The following is a 24,799-nucleotide window of genomic DNA, read 5'->3' as shown; positions in this document are numbered from 1 at the left end:
GGTCGTGGGCCCCTTGGGGTTGGTGAGTTGTTGTCAGGGAAGTTTTACTTTCAGCCTAGGCAAAGGGGCTAAGGATCGCTTTTGTGCCCGTGACCAGGGGATCGACGCAGGGGAGGTCGTACTTGGACGATAGCGCCGCGAGGTATTCCTCGCGCTCGTCGGCGGGTATAGACAGGGTATTGACGCTGATCCCCACGCAGCGGATCAGGGGATTGGTCAGCGCGCCTATGGCCACCGTGCGTTCAATCACTTCGCCGATAGTCGGCAGAGCGTAAGCCTCCCATCCTTCGATGTGTGTGCGACCTGCAGCGTGACAAACAACAAAAGCGTCCGGCTGCGAGCCAATGAGCAGGCCGTGGCTGACCGCCGCGTAGCCCGGGTGAAAAATCGACCCCTGGCCCTCGATGACATCCCAGTGATCGGGCGAGTTGTCGGGGGACAGGGCCTCCGCAGCGCCGGATATAAAATCGGCGACCACGCAGTCGATGGGTATGCCACTTCCCGCGATCATGATGCCCGTTTGTCCCGATGCTCGAAAATCTGCGTCCATGCCCAGGGCGCGCATATCGCGCTCCAGCTGCAGCGCCGTGTATTTTTTACCAAGGGCACAGTCCGTGCCCACGGTGAGCAGGCGTTTGCCGCTGCGTTTTTTGCCGCTCGCCACGGGTATGCCGGGAGGCGGAATACGAATATCGATAAGGCGGCAGCCGCCCATATCCGCTGCCTCGCGAAGCTGCTCGATGCTGCTCAGGCGTGTATGCAAACCGGCAACGATATCCATGCCCGCGGCGGCGGCCTCGCAGAGTGTGGCCAGCCAATTGTCGGGTATGCTTCCCCCCACCAGGGCGGTGCCGACGATGAGAGAGCCAACACCCGCCTGAGCGGCTTCGGATACCGTCATGTCAGCAAGACCGAGGTCCGCGGCTGCCGTATCCAGACGCAGTTGCCCCGCACAGAGTTCCGGGCGCCAGTCTGCGACTCCCTTGCCCGTTTTGGCGTAGGTGGTTCGGCATTCGTCCCCGACAAAAACCAGATAGGGCGTGCGCAGTTGTGTAGTGCTGTTATCCATAACCGTCCTCAGGCGCGCTGAGCGACGCTGTGAATGCCGTCTGCGATTTCCTGGAGCAGAGGCGTGGGAAGATCGTGGGCCATGCCCGGCAAGATGCGCAGCTCGCTGTCGTTCAGGTGTTTGGCGGTGTCGATGCCACACTCTACTTTCACCAGCGTGTCTTCCTCCCCATGAATCACCAATGAGGGCGCGTCGACGCGGGCGAGGAGCTTGCGCCGATCCTTCGCCACAATAATGGCGGCAAGTTGTCGTGCTACGCCTTCGGGATAGTAACCGCCGCGATTGACGGCCTCGGTGGCCGTCTGGCGAATCTCGCTGTCATCTTTGGGGTGGGTGCGACTCTGCAATGCTTTTCGCACCCGAACATTGCGCTCAATAATGGATGCCGGGTCATCGGGGTTGTCGGGCTTGAGGAGCAGAGCCTTCGTAGCCGCACGATCCGCCCGGGGTAGGGAGCGGTGCCCCGTGGTCGACATGATGGAGGTTAGGCTGAGGGTGCGCTCGGGATAATGCACGGCGATAAGTTGGGCAATCATGCCTCCCATGGAGGCGCCCACAACATGAGCTTTGTCGATCTTTAGCGCGTCCAGGAGCCCGATGGCGTCCGCCGCCATGTCCTCCAGGGTATAAGGTGCGGGAGCCGGCATCTTCAAGGTCTTCAGTATGACCAGTCCCGGTATGTTGGGCGTCCGCTCGTGGTCAAGACGGCTCGAGAGCCCGATGTCGCGATTATCAAAGCGCAGCACGTGATAGCCGTGATCCACCAGGTAATCGCAGAACGCAGGGGGCCACCCCGTGAGCTGCGTGCCGAGGCCCATAATCAGCAATACCGTCGGATTCTCGGGATTGCCGTGACTTTCGTATTCGAGATTGATGGTATTGACGCTGACGTTAGGCAAGGAAGTGAAGTCCTGTTAAGTGACACGAAAATGTATTGCGGTGGTCCCTGAAAGGGCGCCTCGCGGAGACGCCCCGGGGCTCAGCGCCCAGTGAATTGCGCTTTGCGCCGCTCCATGAAGGATTGTACGCCTTCGGCGGCATCCTCACTTTTCATGATGGGCACCAGTTGCTTGAATATCTGCCTGGCGCAGGCATCGCGGTCATTTTCCAGGGAGTAGCGGCTGGCTGACAACAGTCCCTGTACGCCCAGGGGTGCGGCATCGGCTATCGAGGTGGCAAGCTCCATGGCCCGATCCACCTGCGCGCCGGGTTCCGTGAGTTCTTGCACCATGCCCCAGCGCAGGGCCTCTTCCGCGCTCCAGCGATCGCCCGTGAGCAGCACACGTTGGGCATTACCCCAACCTATCTCCCGGGGCAGGCGAAAGGTGGCGCCACCGCAGGGGAACAGACCTCGCTGAACCTCCAGCATCTGAAACTGTGTATCCGTAGCGGCAACGCGGATTTCCGTGTTCAGCAGCATTTCAACGCCCCAGGTAAAGCAATAGCCCTGGACCGCGATAACCACCGGCTTGCTGTGCTGCGGTCCCGTGACGCCCATGGGATCGATTCTCCCCTCGCCAACGGGCCAGCCCTCGCCGCCGCCGAAATAGGGCGCCCACTGGTCGAGCTCGACGCCCGCGGTGAAGTTGCGACCTTCGGCAGAGATTACTGCCACTCGGAGGTCCGGATCCGTCTCCAGACGATGGAGAGCTTCCGCCAGCGCACCGTACATTTCCAGACTCAGAGCGTTATATTTCTCGGGTCGGGTAAGATGTAAATGCATGATGTGATTGGCAGTAGTAACGTCTACCTGTGACATGGTGTTGCTCTCCTTGGCTGTCGTGCTCGTGTACAAAGCAACTGGTGCTTGAATGCAAAGTAGCGTCTGCTTCGGTGCTGTACGTGGCTGCGATGGTTTTGTTAAAACGGTGTATTGGGACGGTACAAGGTTAAACGATTCGAGACCGGAATTCGGCAGGGATTTGAAAAAAAATCCCCCGGGCCCTATGCGCCATTCACACGGGTGGTAAACGATGATCGCAAGAATTTTTCTGATGTCTTTGATGGGGTTACTTATGGCGTGTAGCGAGCAGTCAGATCATGAGGCTTCCAAAGCCATAGAGGCCGTCGGGGATGAGGTCATTGCGGACGCGCTTCCCTTTGGTAGCTGGCCTTCCATTATCACCGCGGCGTCACTGGTGGAGGGAAGTCGCGGCATCGGCGGTCTCACGAAGGACGGCGAGTATTTCTACTGGCTTGAATCCCGACCGGAGCAGGGCGGTCGCACGACGATCATGCGCTGGCAGCCGGGCTCAGAGCCCGAGGAGATTCTCGACGAAGGCTTCAATGTGCGCACCCGGGTGCAGGAATACGGCGGCGGCAGTCTGCTGGTCCATGGGGGCGTGCTGTGGTTCAGCAATTTCTCGGATCAACGCCTCTATCGCCTTCGCGCCGGCGAGGCAGCAGTCCCTATCACTCCCGAGACTGATTTGCGATATGCCGGTTGCAGCTTTGACCGCCAGCGCGAGCGCCTCCTGTGCATCCGCGAGGATCACCGCGGCATGGGCGAGCCTGTCAACGCGCTTGTCGCGTTGTCGCCCCATGAAGAAACCGAGGGCACCGTGCTGTTTTCGAGGACGGATTTTGTTTCCGCACCCCGCCTGTCACCTGACGGCAAGCACATTGCATTTGTAAGCTGGATGCACCCGAATATGCCCTGGGACAGCACCACCTTGCACAGCGCCAGTTTTGATGAGGCCGGCATGCTGACGGATCTGCGCATTCACAACCCGAAGAGCGATGAGTCCGTGATCGATCCCCAATGGCGGGACGACAATACGCTCATTGCGCTGTCAGACCGGGACAACTGGTGGAAGCCCTATCGCGTGGACGGGTCAGATTTTACCGCCATCGACACGGGTCTTGAGCATGTGGAAATCGGCGGGCCCGCCTGGACCATCGGTGGTCGCTACTACTGGTTCCTGCCCGATGGCAGCATGGTGTTTGTTGCACGGGAAGGGAGCGTCGAAACGCTGATGCATCTCGATAAAGACGGAAAAACTCGCGAGCTCCCAATGGGCGCTGTGAGCTTCGGCAGCGTTGTCTACGATGACGGTCAGCTGTATTTCACCGCGGGCTTTGCCGACAAGCCCGCGGCGTTGCTAAGCGCCAGTCTCAAGGGCAGCGTTAACAACGTCATCCGCCGCTCATCGGACACTGCCCTGGATGTCGCATGGGTACCCCAATACGAACAGGTCGCCTTCCCCTTGCCCACCGGTGGCGAGGCTTATGGCGTTTACTTTGCCCCCAAGAACCCGAATGCGGAGGCCATTCCGGGGACGGCGCCGCCGCTGATTGTGAGTGTCCACGGGGGGCCGACCTCCGTGGCGGGCGTGAGCTACCGGCCGGAGCACTACTATTGGACCAGCCGGGGATTTGCGGTGCTTGATCTTAACTATCGCGGCAGTACCGGGTTCGGTCGGGAATACCGACGGGCACTGTACGGCCAGTGGGGTATCAGCGATGTTGAGGACGCCGCTGCGGGCGCGACCTGGCTTGCAGAGCAGGGGCTTGCGGATGCCGATCGCCTGATTATCCGCGGTGGCAGCGCCGGGGGCTATACAACGCTCGCAGTGCACGCTTTTTACGATGCCTTCGCCGCAGGCGCCTCCTATTATGGCGTTTCAGATATTGAGGCCCTGGCCGAGGACACGCATAAGTTCGAATCGCGGTACCTGGATCAACTGGTGGGACCCTATCCCGAGCGCAAGGACCTTTATGTAGAGCGATCTCCCATTCATCACCTCGATGGTTTTAAAGCACCGCTGCTTCTATTGCAGGGTCTCGACGATCCCATCGTGCCCCCCAATCAATCAGAGATGATCTATGACGCCCTCAAGAGCAGCGGGGTGCCCACGGCCTATCTCGCCTTTGAGGGAGAGTCTCACGGTTTTAGAAAAGCCGAAAACCAGATAGCAGCCCGGGAGGCGGAACTGTATTTTTACGCCCGCGTGCTGGGCTTGAATCCGGCGGATGAACTGCCGGAAATCCTCATCGACAACCTGGACTAGGGGAGCGTTTACCCGGAAATGGCTTTGAGCGACACCACGGACGCGATCGTCATCGGTGCCGGGCACAACGGGCTGTGCTGTGCGGCTTATCTTGCCCGCAGTGGTCTCACCGTCCGTGTGCTTGAGCGGCGTGGCGTAGTCGGCGGTGCGGCCCTCACGGAAGAATTTCATCCCGGGTTTCGCAACTCGGTGTTTTCCTACCTCGTGAGTTTGCTGGATCAATCCGTGATGGAGGATCTTGAGCTGGAAAAGCATGGACTGACACTGATACACCGTCCCGGTGGCTCCCTGTCTCTCCTGCCGAAAGACCACCTGTATTTGCCCCGCGATACTGCCGCGGCACAGGCCGCCATCGCGCGTTTTTCCAAGGCTGATGCCGACGCTTTTCCTGCCTTTGAGAACATGCTGGAGGACATGGGTGAGCTGGTGCGCGGTATCGCCCGAGAAATTCCGCCGAATTTTGGTGGCGGACTGGGCGATCTGTGGCGACTGCTGCGTCAGGCTAATGCCTTTCGGCGTCTGTCCGCCCGGCGACAAATCGAACTGAGCGAGCTGATGACCATGTCCATCGGCGACGTGCTTGACCGCTGGTTCGAAAGTGACGTGGTCAAGGGACTCTACGGTTTTGAGGGCATTATCGGAAACTACGCTGACGCCTACACGCCGGGCACGGCCTACGTGCTCTTGCATCACGTGTTCGGCGACATCGATGGACGCACCGGTGCATGGTCCTACGCCCGCGGTGGTATGGGCGCGATCAGCGAAGCGATGGCGAGCTACTGTGAATCGCTGGGCGTGGAAATTCTCACGGATGCGGCCGTTGCCAGGGTGGAGGTTGAAGAGGGGACGGCCAAAGGCGTGACCCTGGAGAATGGTCGACGCTTCTCGGCTAAGGTGCTTGCTTCCAATACGCATCCCCGGGTGCTCTTTGGTCAATTGATTGATATGGCAGAGACACCGGAGGATTTTCGGCAACGCATCAGGGGATACCAGAGTGAGTCAGCCACCTTTCGAATGAACGTGGCCCTGTCAGAGCTGCCGCGCTTTGAGAGCGTTGAACACGATGAGCAGGGATTGATGGCTATGCAGAACACCATCGATATCTGTCCGTCCCTTGACTACATGAGTGATGCCTATCGTGAGGCGCACAGCAAAGGCTGGGCGTCTCAGCCGGTGATTTCCATGTGCATACCGACACTGGTGGATGATTCCCTCGCACCTCCGGGCCAGCACGTGATGAGTCTTTTCTGCCAGCATTTTCGCCGGCATCTACCCGATGAACAGAGCTGGGACGAGATCAAGGAGCAGGTTGCCGATGAAATTATCAACGTGGTGACTCAGTACGCCCCCAACTTCCGCGACGCGATTGTAGGGCGCCAGATCAACTCACCCTTGGATATAGACCGCAAGCTGAATATGTTGGGCGGTGATATTTTTCATGGCAAGCTGTCCTTGAATCAGATTTTCTCTCTGCGACCCGTGGGTGGCTATGCCGATCATCGCATGCCGGTAAAAGGTGTTTATCTTTGCGGCTCCGGTGCCCATCCGGGCGGCGGGGTCTCGGGCCTCCCCGGCAAGAACGCTGCGAAGGCGATTCTGAAGGACTACCAGCGCAGTTGAAGCGCGAGAATGTAGACGGCGACTTAAACACAACGATCTAAGCGGGCCTAAGCTGACCGAAGCCTATAAAAGGCGATGTGGATCCACCCAGCGTCTGCCGGGATCGAGGCTTTGCATCGCAGCTAGTACCTAATCCGCGTTGTCTGTCTTGATCTGCGCCAGGGCGTGAGCGAGGAGTTTCTCCAAACGGTCTTGCTTGCGTTTGAGCGTATGCAGCTGTTGATCGTTGTCCTCGCCGTTGCGCTGCGCCTTTAAGCCTTCGAGGGCCAGTTCGGTCTCACGCAGGGCCTCGCGGATTTTCTCAGCGGACGCTGCGTCCTCGGCCTTGTCGAAAGCTATATCCTCCGCAAGAGTTTCAATGTCGGCAACGGTAGCAGTGCCTCTCTGCCTGGGAAGCACCTTGTGCTCGGTGGCGAGTTGTCGGGTGTTCATAAAGTTGGGTGACACGATTTCGATGCCTTCATCGCTGAGGGCGTCCAGCATTGCGGTCAGCAAGGCAGACTTTGCGGATATGAGGCTGCGGATGTCTTCGAGGAGTCCGGCCACCCGATAGGTGATGGCGAAGTCGCCAAGTTCACGCACGTGGACAAAACAATCGGTGAGACCAGCGCTTTCTGCAGCGAGGAGCAGGGCCTTTTTTACGTGGTGGTGGGGAACGTCATAGCCCAGGGATACCTCCCCGGTGATTATGGAACCGGAGGCGCGGACGACCTTCAGGGGCTGGGTCACCATGAAGATGTTCGGGACGGTGACGAGGTCGCGGAACTCCGTTTGTATCTCCGTATGGAGCAAGTCCATTTCCGTAATCCGACCCGTGAGCTCAGCCACGGTAATGAAATCTCCCGGCCGGGCCTTGCGAATGGTTTTGAGCATGATGCCCGCGAGGATGTTGCCGATAAAGGTTGTTGACGAGAGTGCGATGGCGGCACTGAGGAGCAGGCCAATGAGACTCAGCAGCTGTCCCCGAAGCACGTCGCCTACGGGCAGCGCTGCGACAACCGCCAGCATGCAGGCCAGGGTAAGGCCCAGCATGATGAGCTGAAACTGAAACTGTGCGTCGGGCACATCTTTCCATCGACGGCGGAGCACAGCATTGACCCCCGCAAGCAGGGATGCGGCGATCCCAAGAGTGGCCAGCAGGGGTATGGCCGGCGTGACAATACCCCAAAGATCGGTCATCGGAGTGCGCTCTGCGGTGCGTCGATAATCTTGCCGGGATTTAAAATACCCTGCGGATCCAGGGCGGCTTTAAGGTTTTGCATGAGGCCGATTTCCGTGGCGGAGCGAGAGAGATGGAGATAGGGTTTTTTCTCAAAGCCGATACCATGTTCCGCCGAAACAGACCCGCCGATTTTTTCCAGGGGGCCATAAATCGTGCGCTCAATGGTTTCGCGAGACTGCGGAGCATCACCCGCTTCGGTCTGAACAATGATATGCAGATTGCCGTCGCCCAGGTGGCCGAATACCCAGCAGATTGCCTTGTCCAGTTGCTCATCCAGCGCAGCACTGATTTTCGCCACATAGGTCTCCATGGCGGCAATGGGAAGGGATACGTCAAACACCACGGGTGGACCGTAGCGGAAGGTCTGCTCCACGTCATCGCGGATGGACCAGAGTTTTTGTCGCTCTGTGGAGGACTGTGCAATTACCGCGTCGACGATATCTCCGTCCTCCAGGGCGCCCTCGAGTACCTCTTCGAACCGTTGTTTGTCGATCTTGTCATTGTTTCCCTGAGCTTCGATGAGCGCATAGTAGGGGTAGTCCGCGGCAAGGGGCGGTTGGTTGCTCGCCGGCGCTTCCGTCACGAGACGGTAAAAGTTTTTCCAGAGTACCTCATAGGCAGAAAGGGCACCGCCTAACTCACGGTCTACGCGTTTTAACATCCTGGGCACAGATGGAAAGTCAGCGAAAGCCACAAAAGCAACATTCTGCGAGCTGGGAGCCTCGCGCAATCGCAGAACCAGGCGGGTTATCACGCCCAGCGTACCCTCGGATCCCAGGAACAGCTGCTTGAGGTCGTAACCCGCGTTGTTCTTGATGAGATGGTTCATGGACGAAACCACCGTGCCATCGGCCAGAACCGCCTCAACACCCAGCACCATATCCCGCATCATGCCGTAGCGTATGACACGATTGCCCCCGGCGTTGGTTGCGGCATTACCGCCCACCGTCGCCGTGCCCCGCGCGCCAAGATCCAGGGGGAAAGCCAATTGATGCTCCTCGGCCGCCTCCTGCAGCGCCTGTAGGGTAACACCGGCCTCCACCGTGGCGGTTCGCTGGATGGGATCAATGGACTCAATGCTGCGCATCCTCTCCAAGGACAGGATCAGTTGCTCAGGGGTCGCATCGGCACCGTGAACCAGGCCCGTGAGTCCTCCCTGGGTAACGACGGAAACCCCTTCGGCGTGACACAGCTTCAATACCCCGGCTACCTCTGAGGTGGATCGTGGCCGGGCGATGGCCAGAGCATCGAGGGGGTCTGCACGCCAGACACCGGCGGCGCGTGATGTGACGTCGGTGCCCGTCAGAACGCCGCCGGCGCCGAGAAGAGTCGTGAGTTCGCTGATCAGGGTCATGGTCGTTACCTCTTGTATCCAGCAACAGATGTTAGAACGAAATTCTTTGCACTATTGTATGCTCTGGGTTTTATCGTAAAAGCGCCTCGCAATGCCACTGAAAAGCAAGTTACCGCAGGTAGGTACCACTATTTTTACCCGGATGTCGGGTCTTGCTCAGACCCACAATGCCCTGAACCTTTCTCAGGGCTTTCCGGACTTCGCCCCCCCAGAGGGGCTCGCGCGGGCTCTGGGTGAGCATGCTGTACAGGGCCATAACCAGTATGCCCCCATGGCCGGATTACCACGGCTTCGTGAGGCGATTGCGGGGCAGCTCGCCTTGCACCGCAAGGTGACGGTAGATCCTGAAGAGGAAATCACCGTCGTTCCCGGGGCAACGGAGGGCATTTTCTGCGCGATCACGGCGGTAGTGGAAGGGGGCGACGAAGTGATCGTGCTCGATCCTGTTTACGACAGCTATGAGCCCGCTATAGCGCTCGCCGGTGGACGCGCTGTACACGTGCCGCTCACGGCGGGAAGCTTTGCCATCGACTGGGATCGGGTAGAGGAGGCCATCAGCCCGAAAACCAAGCTGTTCATGCTCAACAGCCCCCATAACCCCTGTGGCAGTGTTGTCAGCGCCGCAGACCTTGATGTTCTGGCTCTCCTCGCTGAAAAGCACGATTTTTATGTGTGCAGTGACGAGGTCTACGAACATCTTGTCTTCGATGGGCGTCAGCACCGAAGCGTACTTCAGCACCCCGTGTTAAAAGAGCGCAGCTTTGCACACTTTTCCTTTGGTAAGACGCTCAGTGTCACGGGCTGGAAAACCGGCTACTGCGTGGCGCCGCCTGCCTTAACCGCTGAGTTGAGAAAAGTCCATCAGTACGTCGCATTTGTTGCGGTGACGCCGGTACAGCACGCTTTAGCTGATTTTTTTGAGGCACAGCCCCGGTACCCCGTAAAGCTTGCCAGCGACTATGAGCGCCGCAGGGACCTGTTCCTGTCTGCCTTATCGGAATCGAGGTTTTCCTGGACGCCCACGGCCGGCAGTTTTTTTCAGCTTCTGGATTTCGCTGATATCAGCGACGAGTCAGACACGGCGCTGAGCGAACGCTGGACCCGGGAGATTGGTGTTGCGTCCATACCCGTGTCGGTCTTTTATGAGAATCCGCCAACGCAGAGCGTCCTGCGTTTCTGCTTTGCAAAGTCCGACGACATTCTTCTGGAGGCAGCGGAGCGATTATGCGCGATTTAAAAGTCACCCTTGTTCAGCAAGCCCTGGTGTGGGAAGACCCCATCGCCAATCAGGAACACTTTGCGGCGGTGCTCCAAAAAGCCCAACCCGTAACGGATCTGATACTTCTGCCCGAGATGTTTACTACGGGGTTTTCCATGAACGCCGAAGCTAACGCCGAAGAGGCCGGGGGCGTCTCCCAGGACTGGTTACAGTCGCAGGCGCGTGTTTATGACTGCGCTATCGCGGGAAGTGTCGCCACGCGAGAAGATGGCCGTGTCTACAATCGATTGTTGTTTGTCACGCCGGAGCGCGTCGAGATCTACGACAAACGCCATTTGTTTCGCATGGCGGGAGAGCATGAGCATTATGCTGCGGGGGATCAGCGCGTTGTTCTGGAGTGGCGGGGCTGGAGAATCAAGCCGGAAATTTGCTATGACCTGCGGTTTCCCGTGTTCAGCCGCAATCGCGACGATTACGATTTGCTGTTTTTTGTGGCGAACTGGCCCTCACCGCGGGCGCATCACTGGCGCGCATTATTGAAGGCGCGAGCGATTGAGAACCTGGCCTGTGTGGTGGGTGTCAACAGAGTCGGTGTGGACGGCAACGGTCTCAACTACAGCGGAGACAGTTTGGCCTTTGATCAACAGGGGACCGTCCTTGCGGATCTGGAATCGCGCGCTGCGGTTGAAACCGTGTGCTTCAGTGGAAAAGCTTTAGAGGATTATCGCGCTACTTTTCCTACGCCTATGGATGCTGACCCCTTCATCTTAGAGCTTTGATTGGGTCTCGCCAGGCCAACGGGCGTTACCGGAGCAATCCATTGCCGGTGCGTGCACATCTGATCTCGCAGACAGCTCGAGATACCTGAGCTCAGCTCGGCTGTGCTTCTGCTGCGTGCTTGTCTTGGAGTAGATGACATGAGGGATCTCCCAGGTGCGAGCAGTAGGGCACCAGGTCACAGGTTTTCAGGCATTGGGAATATTTTTCCCCAAATACGCGGGGCGGCAGCGGTGGGTCGTGCCGTACGGGTAAATCAAGAAGCGTTAAAATATCCATGTCTCGACAATAGCGCCTGACAGGCCATTGCACACTCGCGCTGCATACAAAGCGCGCAACCCATCACATTCCTGCGCCGCTTAATTCTGGAATGTGATGAGGGTCACATAAAAATCCTGAGCCAGGAGCCCTCCAGGGCCCGAAGGGTTGGGTACCCTAAATGAGATCTGCTGCGACAGCGTGGAGCTGTCCCAATGCACCGGGGTTCGCAATGGGGCCCGCGGCCTGCTTCTGAAGGTCTGCTGCTCAACGATCGTAATCCCGGGGTGTCTTTTTTCTCATCCTTCCGCTTCCATGCTCACGACAAAGATCCCTCTCAGTTCCTCGAGTCCGTAGCCGGTGGCCTGGTCATCGGGATACAGGGCGTCGATCACGGAGAGCGTATCGGGGGATATCTGCGAAGTCTCGTCGCCGTGGCACAGGAGGCAGGTGCCGCTCGTTACGATGGGATAAAAACCGACTTTCCTCCCATTGATGTCCTGAAGAGAGGGCTTTACAGGCTTTCCGCTGGCCAGCAGTGACTTTGCCGTTGCTATGTAAGCGAGCTCAGAAGCGTTGGCCCCATTGGCAGGGTTGCGCGGCCGGTCACTGACGCGCGAGATCAGTGCCCCCGCTTCTGTAGAAACAGAGCGGGTGATTGGCAAGGCGTTCTCATTACAGAATTCAACGGCGGCGGTGGGGCCGCCGCGGCTCATAACCTGCTTCAACTGTCCGCCCAGCTCACTTTTTGCGAGGAGCGCAATATCCCGGCCCTGCTGCAGATAGTTGAAGGGGAGCTCCGTGGTCTGCCCCTGACCGTGACTAGTCCCCGACGTTAATGCGGCGGTGAGTATCAGTGCGAGGGTGATGCCTTGTCTGTTGAGCTGTTTCATAAAATCGAACCCTTTTAAAGTGGTATATCTGATAGTATTAATCAGACTGGCGCTAAAAACAATATCTAATATCACACTTTTAGCCCTAAAGACTCCCCTAGCTACGAGGTTGATCGTTCATGCGGCTGACTGCCTATTCCAATTACTCCATGCGGATTCTTATGTACTGCGCCATGCACCCCGGTCAGCTCGTGCGCATTCAGGACGTCGCTACCGCCTTTGATATTTCCAAAGCTCACTTGTTGAAAGCGGCCCGACACCTCGGGCAACTGGGCTACCTGTCGACGGTGCGAGGTCGCAGCGGAGGTATTCAGCTGGGGATGGCGGCGGAGCGCATTGATATCGGAGCGGTGATAAGAGCCGTCGAGGACAGTGGCGAATTCGTGGAGTGTTTTAACTCCTCGACCAACAGCTGTCCCATCGCGGGAACCTGCAAACTCACCGGTTTGTTTCGGCGGGGTCTGGAGGCCTTTTACCAGGAATTGGATGGGGTGACTCTTGCCGATCTCGTAGGCACGGGAACAGAGTTAAGGTCCAGATTGCCGCTGCTGGAACTGGCATAGGGTTTGGCATCTGTGCTCTTGCCGAAGCGTTCCGGGAGTCGTTAAGAGGCGCTATCCCGCCGCCCAGACCTTGATGAGTTCGTCGTAGGGCACGGTCTCGCCCTGGGGCTTTTCTTCCCTGAGTTTTGCTTTGGGGGCGCCGGGCTGATCCAGCCAGTACTGCGGATCCCTCGGTTCATTCAAAGCGGGTCCACATTCACCGAGCACGCCATGTTGCTCAAGACGGCCCATGATGCGGTCCTGCTGCTGCGCAAGGGTATCCATGGCGACCTGGGGTGTGACTTCACCGCTGACGGCGTTGGCCACGTTAGCCCACCAGAGCTGTGCAAGTTTGGGGTAGTCCGGCACGTTAGTGCCCGTGGGCGTCCAGAGCGTTCTTGCAGGGCTTCGATAAAACTCCACCAGTCCCCCGAGTTTTGGCGCGAGGTCCGTCATCGCCTGAGACTCCAGATCGGACTTACGGATGGGCGTGAGGCCCACGAGGGTTTTTTTCAAGGACACGGTTTTTGAGGTAACAAACTGCGCGTACAGCCAGGCGGCCTTACGACGCTCCAGAGGGGTACTCTTGAGCAGTGTCCAGGATCCCGTGTCCTGATAACCCAGCTTCATACCCTCGCTCCAGTAGGGTCCGTGTGGAGAAGGCGCCATGCGCCATTTGGGTGTTCCATCACTATTCACTACGGCGAGGCCCGCTTGAATCATGTCCGCGGTAAAGGTGGTGTACCAGAAAATCTGCTGGGCGATGTGACCCTGAGCCGGAACGGGTCCTGCTTCAGAGAAGGTCATGCCACCGGCCTCGGGTGGTGCAAAGCGCTTGAGCCAATCCATGTATTTTGACAGCGCATAGACAGCAGCAGGGCCATTGGTGGCACCACCACGACTGACACTGGAGCCCACGGGGCGGCAATCCTCGACGCGGATACCCCACTCGTCCACGGGCAAGCCGTTGGGAATGCCCGCATCGCCGGCCCCTGCCATGGACAGCCAGGCGTCCGTAAAGCGCCAGCCAAGGGAGGGGTCTTTCTTACCATAATCCATGTGGCCATAAACACGCTGGCCATCTATTTCTTTGACATGCACGCTGAAGAACTCTGCGATGTCTTCGTAGGCGGACCAGTTCACGGGCACGCCCAGGGGGTAGCCGTAAATGCCCTCAAACTGCTCCTGAAGGGCAGGGGTGGTGAACCAGTCGTAGCGAAACCAGTAAAGGTTGGCAAACTGCTGGTCCGGCAGCTGGTAGATTTTGCCGTCGGGGCCGGTGGTAAAGCTGATCCCGATAAAATCGTCGAGATCCAGGGTAGGGGAGGTGACTCCTGCGCCGTCACCCGTCATGAAGTCGCTTAGGGGCACCACATAACCATAGCGGGCGTGCGTGCCAATGAGGTCGGAGTCGTTGACGTAGGCATCGTAAACGTTCTCACCGGTTTGCATTTGCGTCTGCAGCTTTTCGATGACGTCGCCTTCCTGAATCAGGTCATGGGTGACCCGGATACCCGTCACGTCATAAAAGGCTTTAGCAAGCTCCGTGCTTTCATATTCGTGGGTGGTGAGGCTCTCCGAGGCCACGTTGATCGACATGCCGCGAAAATCCTCGGCGGCCTCCGTAAACCAGGCAAGCTCTGCCCTTTGCTCTTCCCGGCTCAGCGTTGAGGGCTGAAACTCCTCCAGCCAGCGTTCCGCATTGGCAGAAAAGTGTGTGGCTACCACCGCGGGGGCGTCGGCGCTCTCTTCCGAACAGCCCGCTAGCAGGGTGCCGGCCAGGACAACGGCGGGCAAAACGGGCAAAACCGGAAAGACAGTTGTGGGAAGAGGGACGGAGTTGGTTTTCACGATTATTATCCTGAGGAAACAGGCCCTCAGTATAGAGAGCTTAGCCCCAACGCATAAGTAGGAATGCCCATAGCAGGGACAGGGCCGAGGCCAACCACAGCCCGCTGGTGAGGGTTCCCAGCCAGAGGAGATGAATAAACGCCGCACTCAGGAGGCTGATAAAAAAGCGGTCCCCCCGCGTGGTCGCCATGGGAAGAAAACCCCGGGCTCGCGTTGTGGGTTTGAGTATCTCCAGGGCCGTCAGCGACAGCAGGGCGAGTCCAATGGCGCTGAAGAAGATCGCTGTGGGCAGGGTCCAGGCCATCCAGCTCATGACACCCGTCCCAGGGCAAAGCCCTTCACAAGGTCTTTGCGGACGAACCACACGACAAGCACGCCCGGTAGCACCGTCAGCACTCCCGCTGCCGCCAGGACACCCCAGTCCACGCCCGATGCGCTAACGGTTCGTGTCATCACGACGACAATGGGTTTGCTCGACGCGCCAGAGAGTGTTCGTGCCAGGAGTAGCTCCACCCAGCTGAACATAAAACAGAAGAACAGGGTGACCCCGATGGCCCCGCGATTGACTGGCAGAAAAATACGCAGAAAAAAGTGCAGAAAACTGTGTCCGTCGATCTGCGCCATTTCATCCAGTTCCGTTGGGACCCCTGAGAAAAAACCCTCCAGAATCCATACAGACAGGGGGACGGTAAACAGGCAGTGGGCCAGAGCAACGGCAAGGGGCGTGTCGAACAGCCCCACGGCAGAGTAAAGTTGGAAGAACGGCAACAGGAATACCGCCGGCGGTGCCATCCGATTGGTCAGGAGCCAGAAAAACAGCTGCTTGTCCCCAAGGAATCGATAGCGCGAAAACGCATAGGCCGCGGGAATCGCCACCGCCAGGGAAATCACCGTGTTGATGCCCACGTAGCTCAGGGAATGGACAAAGCCTTCATACCAGACGGGGTTGGAGAAAATCTCTCCGAAGTTCCCCCAGGTAATGGTGGGGGGCAGGAAGGAGAAATCACCCATGATGTCGGCGTTGCTGCGCAGTGCCATAGACAGCAGCCAATAGAGCGGCAGAAGCAGGTACACGCCGTACAGCAGGAGTACGACACGACTCAGGCGGCCCTTATGCATCATCGCTGCGCACCACGCTGGTGTAAAAGACCCAGCAAAACAGCAGTACAAAGAGGAAATAGATCACGGAAAATGCAGCGGCGGGCCCGAGATCAAACTGTCCCACAGCCATCGTGGCCAGGTGCTGGCTCAACATGGTCGTGGCGTTACCGGGACCGCCGCCGGTCAGCACAAAGGGCTCAGTGTAGATCATAAAGCTGTCCATGAGCCTAAGAAGTACCCCGATGATGAGGACGCCCCGCAAGCGGGGTAGCTCCACGTAGCGAAACACCTGCCAGCGGCTGGCGCCGTCGAGCTCCGCGGCCTGATAGTAGGGGGCCGGAATGGACGTAAGGCCTGCAAAGGCCAGCAGGGCAATGAGGGATGTCCAGTGCCAGACGTCCATGGCTATCAAGGTCACCCAGGCGTGGAGGGGCTCCGTGGTGTAGTTGTAGGTGATACCCAGAGCGTTGATGCTCCAGCCCAGAAGTCCGATGTCCGGGCGGGCGTATATCTGCCAGATGGTGCCCACCACGTTCCAGGGAATGAGCAGGGGTATGGCCAGGAGTATCAGGGTCACGGCGGTGAACCGGCTGTTCCGGTTGATACCTTTCGCGACGGCGACTCCCAGGGGCACCTCGATAAGCAAGATGGTAAAGCTGAACAACAGCTGCCTCAGGAAAGCCTCGATAAAGCGGGGATCCCTGAGCGTCTCCCGGTACCACTCAAAACCCACAAAAAACCGCGAATTGAAGTCGAGAATGTCCTGTACGGAATAGTTGACGACGGTCATGAGGGGTATGACGGCGCTGAAGGCGACGATAAGCAGCACCGGGAGCACCCCCAGCCAGGCGCGATTGTTCCGGGGTTTAAAGGAAGTCAATTTCGCGGACCAATGTCTGGTTTTCGAAGCACACACAGCGGCTCAGCTGCAGCTGTAAACCATCGCCGGGTTGAAGACTGTTGCCCGCCATAGGCCCGCGCACGGTAACTTCGCCGTGAGCCGTGCTCAGTGTGATCAAGCCGAAAGCCTCGCCGCCCTGAGCGCCCTGGAGTCGAGTGCGTAAAACCTCCGCCCCGATTGAGCCTTGGGCAGCCGGTTTGTCCGTATTCGCGGGGCTATCGGCATCTCCACGGCTCAGGGTTCCCCACTCGGGACGAAAGCCCACACGCTCGACATCGCCTAAACCCAGGGCCTGTCCGGGTAAAAAGTTCATGCCGGGGCTGCCCACGAAATGTCCGACGAATTCATGGGCGGGGGCCGCGTAAAGCCTCTCAGGGGTATCCGTTTGCAGCAGGCCCCCGGCGGAGAGTACGGAGACGCGATCAGCGAAGGTGAGGGCTTCGGTTTGGTCGTGGGTTACGTAGATCATGGTGACCTTGAGATCCTCCTGTATCCGCCGCAGCGTTTGCCGGAGACGCCACTTGGTGCGGGGCTCCACCGCTGTTAGAGGTTCGTCCAACAGCACCATGGCAACATCGGGGGAGACCAGGGCCTTGCCCACGGCGACTAATTGCTTCTGGAACAGGGATAGCGCTGCGGGCTTGAGCTCACGAAGATCGCAGATCTCAAGCTCATCGCAAATATAGGCAATCCTCTCTGCGATAAGACCGGCGTCGGACTTGCGCGTTTTCAGGGGGAAGGCGAGGTTCTCGGCGACGCTGAGGGATTCATAGAGGACGGGGAACTGAAACACCTGGGCAACCCTGCGCTCCCGGCCTGACTGGCGGGATACATCATTGCCATTGAAACGCAGACTGCCGGCACTGGGAAAAAGAAGCCCCGACAAGATGTTCAGAAGTGTTGTTTTCCCTGCGCCGCTGGCACCCAACAGCGCATGGGCCTCGCCGTCTGCGATCTCCAGCTGAAGATTGGACAGGGTGTCTTCGGACGCGCCGGGGTAACGAAAGCTCAGGTTCTCTAGGCTGATGGCGGCCATCAGAATCTCACGACATCGCGCTCAGCGGCGCTGATCTTTAAATCCTGACCCACCGCGACGGACAGCATGCCCCCTTGGCGTAATACCCACTCGCGGCCTTCCACTTCGCCGTGTATGAAGGATTCGCTGCCACTGGTCTCGCAGGCAATGACGCGCATATCAAATTCTATGGCGGCTGTGCCGGCGCCAGGGGCGGCGCTCAGGCTGAGATGCTCGGGCCGAAGAGCGCAGAGTGTGTCGTCGCGGTAGAAGCGATTGATATCGGGATCGGCCATCAGCGCCATGGCTTCGGCCGATTCGGGGTTTTCATAGACCGACAGGGGCGTACCGCACTGTAGTTTTTGGCCCTTGTGGAGAAGTAACAACTGATCACCGAGGGTGAAGGCATCCCGGGGATCGCTGCTGGTGTAGATGACCGTGGTCTGCGAGGCACGGAGAAGGTCGCGAAGCTCCAGCTCCAGAGACTCGCGCAGTTTAAAGTCGAGATTCACCAGGGGCTCGTCAAGGAGCAGGACGAGCGCTCCCTTGGCCATGGCGCGGGCGATGGCAACGCGCTGCTGTTGCCCCCCGGACAGCTCGTGAGGGTAGCGCTGTAACAGCGCGCTAATCTGCAGCTTTTCGGCGAGGGAGCCGACGGTGGCTTGCATCGTCGCCGCATCGGTTTTTTGCGCTCTCAGAGGAGAAGCAATGTTTTCAAACACCGTCAGGTTCGGGTAATTCACGAAGGCCTGATACACCATACCCACGGGACGCTGCCGAGGTGACAGAGAATCCAGGGATTGTCCGTCGAGAGATATTTTGCCGCGGGCACGGGTGTTTAATCCGGCGATGAGCCTGCAGAGGTCGGTCTTGCCCGATTGGTTGGCGCCCAGCACCACGGAGATTTCGCCCGCCGCGAAGCTGTGAGAGAACGATGTAGTCGTCTCGGCGGTCAGTGATATGTCGCTCAGGCTCAGCATGCGTGACGGTCGTTTTAAGTGATTATTAATGTTTTCTGTGCACAGGATGGCGATCCTACACGCTGGCGTCCCGAGCCACCATGCATGCACCCCGGGGCTTGCGAGGCGCGAGGCTTTGTTCATGGCGGGGATACGCGTATTGTGCCTGCCAGGGGCCTGCTCAGTCGGACCCGTTATGGCTCAAACATAGAGCCAGGGGGCCACACACTGTGTAACAGGCGCCCGCTTGAGCTCCACTTTTAATTGCATAACAAGGAACTGTTTACATGCTAAATCACTTAATGATCGGATCCAGCGACATTGAAAAGACCAAGGCCTTCTACAACGCCGTGCTCGGCGTGCTGGGCGCTGGCGATCCCATCGAGCACACCAATGATACGGGCCAGAAGCGCCTGTTCTATATTCATGATGGAACGACCTTTGGCATCAGTGAGCCGATCAATGGTGAGCCCGTGACCACAGCGAATGGATCAACGATCGGATTTCTCTGTCACTCACCCGAGCAGGTAAAGGAGTTGCACGATGTGGCCGTGGCTCACGGCGCTCGGTCCGTGGAGGACCCTCCCGGGCCCCGAAACAGCAGCATGGGCGTCATGCACCTGAGTTACTTTCTTGACCCCGATGGTCACAAGATCTGTGGTATCCACCGCCCCGGGTAGACCGGGCATGCCCCGGCGATTTCATGATCACCACATGAGATCGTCGGGAATCTCGTAGTCCTTGTACCAGTCCCTCTCTTCTCCCTCCAGGGCGTCGGCAGTGCTTTCGGTGCAAAAAATGACCCGCGTCGCATCCCGCTCGGCGATCTTGTGAGCGACCTCCGAGGGTATGAGTTCATAGCCCTCGGTCACGGCAGCGATAGCGACCTTGCCGGCGGCCAGAAGCTTTTGCTGAAGCCCTGAGACATAGATTTTTTTGATCTTTTGTTCATCGGTGAAGTTAAAGCCGATATCGCCGCCTTTGCGATCCAGCTTGTTTTTATCAATGAGCTGAACAATCTGCGCCTCAATGGCTTTTCGCTGGGCTTCCAGATTCCTTGCCTGGTTAAGTTCCCGGTCCCTCGCGGCTTTGTCGTCACGCGCCCGCTGCGCCGCCAGCTTCACTTCGTCCACTACCTCTGTGCGGGACTTCTGCGCCGTGCGTTTCTGTTTGCGTTTCTCCTTGTCGAGTTTTTTGGCCTTTTTCGCGTCGCTCAAGCCTGCATTCAATAATTGATCCTGGAGAGATCCGGCCATTCTTGCCTCCTTTTTAGGTCGCGCGGTCTGGGGACCCTATTGTCGCAGGAAAATACCCGGGGGATCAGCGATGGCGAAGAGCCTGAGGGGTTTTGGGATTGCAGGGATCAGAGAGCCAGCTTTACCTGCACCCGCTAAAAAGCCGACGTGATTGGTGGTGTTGAAGATTGCCGCAGCTTAGAATTGTAGTCCTGCGAGTGACCCAAGGGTCACGCCCGGTAACCCCTTCAGGAGCGTAGAGCGTGAGCAACAAAATCAAGGTAGAGAAGCCACTGGTCATCCTCCATGGCGACGAAATGGCGCAAATAGCCTTTGAGCGCCTCCTGGAGCAGTTTGTTACCTCACGCCTGGACATCAATCTTCTGGAGGTGGATCTGTCCGCGGAGAAGCGCTTTACCACGAACGGGCAGGTGGTGCTTGACGCCATCGATGCGCTTATTGAGCACGGCGTGGGCATTAAAAACGCCGGGATGACGGTGAATCGCAGCCAGCTTGACGAACTGCTCGCCAAGTATCCCGACGTCAAAGAGTCAGAGCTGGACAAGCTCGCCACCAAGTCCCCCAACGGCGCTATCCGAAAAGGTATCGGTGGCAACATTACGCGCGAGGATATCGAATTTCAGAATCTCACCAGCGTGCGCCCGGACTGGATCGACCGGGACATCGAAGTGGACACCATGGACAGCGGGGGACTGGATTTCAGCTACAGCGAACTGTCCAACGCGACGGGTGTGGCAAAGGTGATGTTTGTGGGCAGCAGTGGTGACCCCGTGGAATTGCATCGGCGCACCCTGAAAAAGGGCGATCCCTGGATGTTGGCAAACAACAGTCTCGAAGAGGTTGAGGCCTGGGCCCATCGGTTTTTCCAGCGCGCTCTGGATGAGAAGCGGGATATCTACCTGGGTTTGAAAGATACGGTGGTTCCCGGCTACGACGGGGTTATGCGCGCCGCCATTGAGGCCATATACGAGCGAGATTACAAAGAAAAGGTCGCTGCGGCGGGGCTGAAGTATCACTACGAGCTCATTGATGCCCAGGCAGCGCGGATCGTGTCAAATCCGCCGGAGCGGGCCCTGTGGGGGGTTCCCGATAACGTCAGCGGCATGAAGCTTTACAAACTGGTGCAGCAGCTCAAGCACTACGGTTTGCCCGAGCGAAAGGCGAACGTCTCCATCTCCCGAATGAGCGCCGGCGGTGGCGATCAATACGGCAGCTACAACACTCCCGCGCCTGAAGACGGCATCATCAAGGTGGTTGTCGACGGCGTTGAGAAGCACGCGCGGATGGTCAAGGCGAATGATCCCATCCTGTTCATGTCCAATGATCGCGATGCGATCAAGGATTGGGTGAAGCAGGTTTTCAAAGATGCATCGATTAATAAAAAGGAGGTGTATTTCGGTCTGAAGCGCGAGTTTGTTAACTACGACGAGGTCTACAGCTCGATTATTCTCGAGATTCGTAAAGAGCTGGCTGCCCTGGACACGCCTCCGCCGTCCTTCATGATCATGCGTCCGTCCCGGCAGCTCAGCAAGATGATCTGCGATCCGCCGCGCTGGGGCCTGTATCCCGCCCAGAACCTCGACGGTGATATTTTTTCGGATATCTCAGCGGCGCTTGGTGGCAGTCTTGCTACCGCAAGCTCGGTGATTAAAAGCAAAGATGGCACCTTGCTCTACGAGGCGCCTCACGGCACGGCCCACGATCTTTATCTGCGGTATCTCGAGACCGACGGCAAGGAAGCGCATTTCAATTCATCGGCATTAATCTTTGCCGTGGCCAATGCCCTGGAGGAGATGGCCCGGCGTGAAGAGAATGAAGCCCTTGCCGACTATGCCCAACGCCTGAAAGCGGCCCTCATAGACACGGTAGCGCAGGGCACGATCACCGGTGATCTCAAGGGTAAAACCCTGGATCCGGAGAGCGAAAACGTGGTGGATATGTACGGATTCCTCGACGCCATTGAAGCAAACCTCAACGCCTCATGAGAATCCTGCGGCCAGGAAGATCACTGCTGCCGGCCCTGTGCTGCGGGCTGTTCCTGGGTTGTTCAGCGCCCCCGGCGCAGGAGCTGGCCGATACCCTGATATTTACGGAAAGCGGGCAGGTGGTCGGCGTGTCCAGCGAGCACCCGGTGGTGCGCTGGCGGGATATTCCCTACGCAAGGCCCCCGGTCGCTGAGCTGCGCTGGCGCGCACCGCAGCCTTTAGTCGGGGCAGCGCAGGAACGCATTGCCCCTTCCGAGAGTGACATCCTCTGCCCCCAGGAGCCGGGAGAGATCTCCGGTACCGATGATGACGGCTTCGTGGGTCAGGAGGATTGTCTTTATCTGGATATAGTGGCTCCCGAGGATTACACGCGCAAAGCTTATCCCGTGATGTTCTGGATCCACGGTGGGGGCAATACCTCCGGCCACAAAGGCACCTATGACTATTCAGCGCTCGCAGCCCGGGAAAACGTCGTGGTGGTGACGATCAACTATCGCCTGGGGCCCCTCGGCTGGTTTACGCATCCGGCGCTGGAAAAGTCCGCCGCTGGCTACGATCGTAGCGGTAACTTCGGCACCCTGGACATTATCGCGGCCCTCGAGTGGACGCAGAGGAACATCGCGGCCTTTGGCGGCGATCCCGACAACGTTACGATTTTTGGGGAGAGTGCCGGCGGGCGAAACGTGTACAGCATGCTTGCCTCACCCCTTGCCGAGGGGCTGTTTCACAAGGCCATTGCCCAGTCGCCCACCGCTCAGAGCTATTCCCCCGAGCAGGCTTACAACGCCGACCAGCAGTTTTCCAATCTTGATCGCGGCTCCTGGGAGGTCCTGAAGGAACTCGGAAAGGACAATGACCGCGTAGGGGCGGAGGAGTTGCGCGGCCTGTCGGTGCAGACGCTCCTGGGCGCGTACTACGGCATTGATAAGGATCATGCTGAGCCGTTGATCGTCAACGATGGTGAGGTCATTCCTGAAGAGGGCTTGCTCGCAGCCCTGGCAAACCCCGCATACGCCAAGCATGTCCCGGTCATGGCGGGTTCCAATCGGGATGAGGTCACGCTGTGGCTGGGTTTGAATCGCTACTTTGTGGACGCAGACGATGTTTTGTTTGGGGTTCTGCCACCGAAGCTCAGGGTTCGTGAGCCGGATCTATTCGGGTATTGGGTGGAGCAGCGGGGGCGCGGCTGGAAGGTACGCTCTGTGGATCGGGCGCTGACGAATCTGGAGGCTGCGGGCTACAGCGACCTCTACGCCTACCGCTTTGATTGGGATGAGCAGGCCGACAATTGGTTTGTGCCGTTTTCCCAGGTTTTGGGGGCGGCCCACGCCAGTGAGATTGCCTTTGTCATGGGGGCGCCCATGTACGGCTCCGTGGGTGAATACATGTATCCTGATACAGACTCCGCAGGAGCCATGACTGAGATCATGATGTCGGCGTGGGCGCAGTTTGCCCGCAGCGGTAAGCCGGGATCGGTGGCTGATACCTCCTGGCCGGTATTTACCGCTGCACAGCCCGATGTGATGGTCCTGGATGCGGGCGCTGATTCGGTCAAGGTACTCCGGGACAGCCCCGGGCTCGATGGTCTACTCACGGAGATTGCAGAAACGGCGTCGCCCCTCAGTGATCTTGAGACCTGCATGCTGGTATGGGAGTTGGTGACGACCGTGGGTGATGCGGCCTACGACGAGTATCGGCAATGGAACAACGGCAGCTGCGCATCCGTTGATGTGCCCGAAGAAAAAGCGGCGGTTCGAGCGGCGCTCACGGAAAAATACGGGTCGCCGGATGTCCTCTGACGACTGTTGACCTCCTCCTGGCGTTGCATCTTAGCTTCAGGCTTCGCTTCGCTGCCCCTGAACCCCTTCCAGACTCGAGTGAGCCCCGGCAGCAAGCTCTCGACATAAATGAGCGTTCGCGGTCACGCTCTTTTAACGCCATACTCAGCTAAGTGATCTTGGCGGAAGAGGGGAGACTAGCACTTGATACTCAATATTGATGTCCATTTGCACTACGCGGTTCAGGCGGAGACGGACATCATCCTGCAAATCACCGTACCGGACTTCGCGGATCAGCGGCTTCTCAGTGAGGACATGGATCTCAGTGAGTGCCTGCACAGTGGCGCGGTGCTCGGGGAGGAGCGCTTCGGTGAGCGTAAGCTGCTGCACATCGACAAAGATCTTGAATGTCGCTACCGGGCGCGTGTCGAGATCGACAGACCCCTGTTAGATATCGCATCGCTGCCGGCGGTTGCTCCCCATAAGCTTCCCAACGACGCCCTCCGATACCTCATGCCCTCCCGCTACTGTCAGGCGGATCAGTTGCAGAGCTTTGTGGAGGCGGAGTTTGGTGATAGCAGTGGTGGTGAGCGCATTGCGCGAATCCGGGACTGGATATTTGAGAGCTTTCGCTATTCGTCGGAGAGCAGTAACAGTCAGACCACCGCCATCGATACCTTTGTGCAACGACAGGGCGTTTGTCGTGACTTTGCCCACGTACTCATCGCCCTCGCCAGAGCGTCGTCCATACCCGCCCGTTTTGTCAGTGGCTATGCGCCCTATGTCATCCCCCAGGATTTTCATGCCGTTGCCGAGGTGTATCTGGATCATACCTGGCATCTGGTGGATGCTACGGGCATGGCAGCATCAAACCAGATAGCGCGTATTGGTATTGGTTTAGACGCAGCCGAGGTGTCTTTTCTTTCAAGCTTCGGCTTCATCATGTTCCAAAACCAGTCTGTGCAGGTGAACATCGAAGACTAGGGGAT

Annotated in this window: 22 protein-coding genes; 9 read left to right on the top strand and 13 right to left on the bottom strand. The window is 58.3% G+C overall.

Annotated elements, in window-relative coordinates:
• Positions 1-55 precede the first annotated feature (55 nt).
• The 3 genes from KT71_RS12640 to KT71_RS12630 all read right to left on the bottom strand — a co-directional run bounded on the left by KT71_RS12640 (position 56) and on the right by KT71_RS12630 (position 2,828).
• A complete protein-coding gene (locus KT71_RS12640) occupies positions 56-1,069 on the bottom strand; it encodes an N-acetyltransferase DgcN family protein (protein ID WP_008294992.1) in 1,014 nt (337 codons plus the stop codon).
• Between the two features lie 8 nt (positions 1,070-1,077).
• Complete coding sequence (locus KT71_RS12635; protein WP_008294993.1) at positions 1,078-1,968, bottom strand: alpha/beta fold hydrolase; 891 nt, start codon at positions 1,966-1,968, stop codon at positions 1,078-1,080.
• An 80-nt stretch (positions 1,969-2,048) separates the two neighbouring features.
• Positions 2,049-2,828, bottom strand: a complete 780-nt coding sequence (locus tag KT71_RS12630; RefSeq protein ID WP_023659741.1) for a crotonase/enoyl-CoA hydratase family protein — start codon at positions 2,826-2,828, stop codon at positions 2,049-2,051.
• A 214-nt stretch (positions 2,829-3,042) separates the two neighbouring features.
• On the opposite strand from KT71_RS12630, the gene KT71_RS12625 reads away from it, so the two are divergent.
• Together KT71_RS12625 and KT71_RS12620 are read left to right on the top strand one after the other, a co-directional pair.
• Positions 3,043-5,079 carry a S9 family peptidase gene (locus tag KT71_RS12625; RefSeq protein WP_023659740.1) on the top strand — a complete coding sequence of 679 codons (2,037 nt, stop codon included), beginning with the start codon at positions 3,043-3,045 and terminating at the stop codon, positions 5,077-5,079.
• An 18-nt stretch (positions 5,080-5,097) separates the two neighbouring features.
• Positions 5,098-6,699 carry a phytoene desaturase family protein gene (locus tag KT71_RS12620; protein WP_008294997.1) on the top strand — a complete coding sequence of 534 codons (1,602 nt, stop codon included), beginning with the start codon at positions 5,098-5,100 and terminating at the stop codon, positions 6,697-6,699.
• A 129-nt stretch (positions 6,700-6,828) separates the two neighbouring features.
• Here KT71_RS12620 and KT71_RS12615 read toward each other — a convergent pair whose 3' ends face one another.
• Positions 6,829-7,878 carry a mechanosensitive ion channel family protein gene (locus tag KT71_RS12615; RefSeq protein WP_008294998.1) on the bottom strand — a complete coding sequence of 350 codons (1,050 nt, stop codon included), beginning with the start codon at positions 7,876-7,878 and terminating at the stop codon, positions 6,829-6,831.
• Complete coding sequence (locus KT71_RS12610; RefSeq protein WP_008294999.1) at positions 7,875-9,275, bottom strand: FAD-binding oxidoreductase; 1,401 nt, start codon at positions 9,273-9,275, stop codon at positions 7,875-7,877. The genes KT71_RS12615 and KT71_RS12610 overlap by 4 nt, the downstream gene beginning before the upstream one ends.
• 91 nt (positions 9,276-9,366) lie before the next feature.
• On the opposite strand from KT71_RS12610, the gene KT71_RS12605 reads away from it, so the two are divergent.
• Positions 9,367-10,512, top strand: a complete 1,146-nt coding sequence (locus KT71_RS12605; protein WP_008295000.1) for a methionine aminotransferase — start codon at positions 9,367-9,369, stop codon at positions 10,510-10,512.
• The gene (locus tag KT71_RS12600; protein ID WP_008295001.1) at positions 10,500-11,273 is read left to right on the top strand and encodes an amidohydrolase; all 774 of its coding nucleotides are present in this window, start codon (positions 10,500-10,502) and stop codon (positions 11,271-11,273) included. The genes KT71_RS12605 and KT71_RS12600 overlap by 13 nt, the downstream gene beginning before the upstream one ends.
• A gap of 555 nt (positions 11,274-11,828) precedes the next feature.
• On the opposite strand, the gene KT71_RS12595 is transcribed toward KT71_RS12600, so the two are convergent.
• A complete protein-coding gene (locus KT71_RS12595) occupies positions 11,829-12,422 on the bottom strand; it encodes a c-type heme family protein (protein WP_152025230.1) in 594 nt (197 codons plus the stop codon).
• Between the two features lie 119 nt (positions 12,423-12,541).
• Between KT71_RS12595 and KT71_RS12590 the strand changes: the two genes are divergently transcribed.
• The gene (locus KT71_RS12590; RefSeq protein WP_008295003.1) at positions 12,542-12,985 is read left to right on the top strand and encodes an RrF2 family transcriptional regulator; all 444 of its coding nucleotides are present in this window, start codon (positions 12,542-12,544) and stop codon (positions 12,983-12,985) included.
• A gap of 51 nt (positions 12,986-13,036) precedes the next feature.
• On the opposite strand, the gene KT71_RS12585 is transcribed toward KT71_RS12590, so the two are convergent.
• Genes KT71_RS12585 through KT71_RS12560 form a run of 6 tightly spaced genes read right to left on the bottom strand, consistent with a single transcriptional unit; the run spans position 13,037 to position 18,812 of the window.
• The gene (locus KT71_RS12585; protein WP_023659739.1) at positions 13,037-14,815 is read right to left on the bottom strand and encodes an ABC transporter substrate-binding protein; all 1,779 of its coding nucleotides are present in this window, start codon (positions 14,813-14,815) and stop codon (positions 13,037-13,039) included.
• A 40-nt stretch (positions 14,816-14,855) separates the two neighbouring features.
• Positions 14,856-15,128, bottom strand: a complete 273-nt coding sequence (locus tag KT71_RS12580) for a DUF2160 domain-containing protein (protein WP_008295005.1) — start codon at positions 15,126-15,128, stop codon at positions 14,856-14,858.
• Positions 15,125-15,937: a carbohydrate ABC transporter permease gene (locus tag KT71_RS12575; protein ID WP_008295006.1), complete on the bottom strand. Its 813-nt coding sequence runs from the start codon at positions 15,935-15,937 to the stop codon at positions 15,125-15,127. Before KT71_RS12575 ends, KT71_RS12580 begins: the two co-directional genes overlap by 4 nt.
• Positions 15,927-16,796, bottom strand: a complete 870-nt coding sequence (locus tag KT71_RS12570) for a carbohydrate ABC transporter permease (protein ID WP_040362341.1) — start codon at positions 16,794-16,796, stop codon at positions 15,927-15,929. The genes KT71_RS12575 and KT71_RS12570 overlap by 11 nt, the downstream gene beginning before the upstream one ends.
• On the bottom strand, positions 16,783-17,853 hold the full coding sequence (locus KT71_RS12565; RefSeq protein WP_008295008.1) for an ABC transporter ATP-binding protein: 1,071 nt from the start codon (positions 17,851-17,853) through the stop codon (positions 16,783-16,785). Before KT71_RS12565 ends, KT71_RS12570 begins: the two co-directional genes overlap by 14 nt.
• Entirely contained in the window at positions 17,853-18,812 is a 960-nt protein-coding gene (locus tag KT71_RS12560) for an ABC transporter ATP-binding protein (protein ID WP_008295009.1), read from the bottom strand. The genes KT71_RS12565 and KT71_RS12560 overlap by 1 nt, the downstream gene beginning before the upstream one ends.
• A gap of 266 nt (positions 18,813-19,078) precedes the next feature.
• On the opposite strand from KT71_RS12560, the gene KT71_RS12555 reads away from it, so the two are divergent.
• On the top strand, positions 19,079-19,471 hold the full coding sequence (locus KT71_RS12555; RefSeq protein ID WP_023659737.1) for a VOC family protein: 393 nt from the start codon (positions 19,079-19,081) through the stop codon (positions 19,469-19,471).
• Between the two features lie 27 nt (positions 19,472-19,498).
• Here KT71_RS12555 and KT71_RS12550 read toward each other — a convergent pair whose 3' ends face one another.
• Positions 19,499-20,047: a DUF2058 domain-containing protein gene (locus KT71_RS12550; protein WP_008295011.1), complete on the bottom strand. Its 549-nt coding sequence runs from the start codon at positions 20,045-20,047 to the stop codon at positions 19,499-19,501.
• Between the two features lie 242 nt (positions 20,048-20,289).
• Here KT71_RS12550 and KT71_RS12545 point away from each other — a divergent pair, with 242 nt between their 5' ends.
• The 3 genes from KT71_RS12545 (at position 20,290) to KT71_RS12535 (ending at position 24,794) form a co-directional block, all read left to right on the top strand.
• The gene (locus KT71_RS12545) at positions 20,290-22,032 is read left to right on the top strand and encodes an isocitrate/isopropylmalate family dehydrogenase (protein WP_008295012.1); all 1,743 of its coding nucleotides are present in this window, start codon (positions 20,290-20,292) and stop codon (positions 22,030-22,032) included.
• Entirely contained in the window at positions 22,029-23,831 is a 1,803-nt protein-coding gene (locus KT71_RS12540) for a carboxylesterase/lipase family protein (RefSeq protein WP_008295013.1), read from the top strand. The genes KT71_RS12545 and KT71_RS12540 overlap by 4 nt, the downstream gene beginning before the upstream one ends.
• A gap of 183 nt (positions 23,832-24,014) precedes the next feature.
• Positions 24,015-24,794 (top strand): transglutaminase-like domain-containing protein, encoded by a 780-nt coding sequence (locus KT71_RS12535; RefSeq protein ID WP_008295014.1) that lies wholly within the window; start codon positions 24,015-24,017, stop codon positions 24,792-24,794.
• The last annotated feature ends 5 nt before the right edge of the window (positions 24,795-24,799 follow it).

The organism is Congregibacter litoralis KT71 (assembly GCF_000153125.2).
In the GTDB taxonomy this organism is placed as follows: Bacteria; Pseudomonadota; Gammaproteobacteria; order Pseudomonadales; family Halieaceae; genus Congregibacter; species Congregibacter litoralis.
This window is presented reverse-complemented; position numbering and strand designations above follow the sequence as displayed.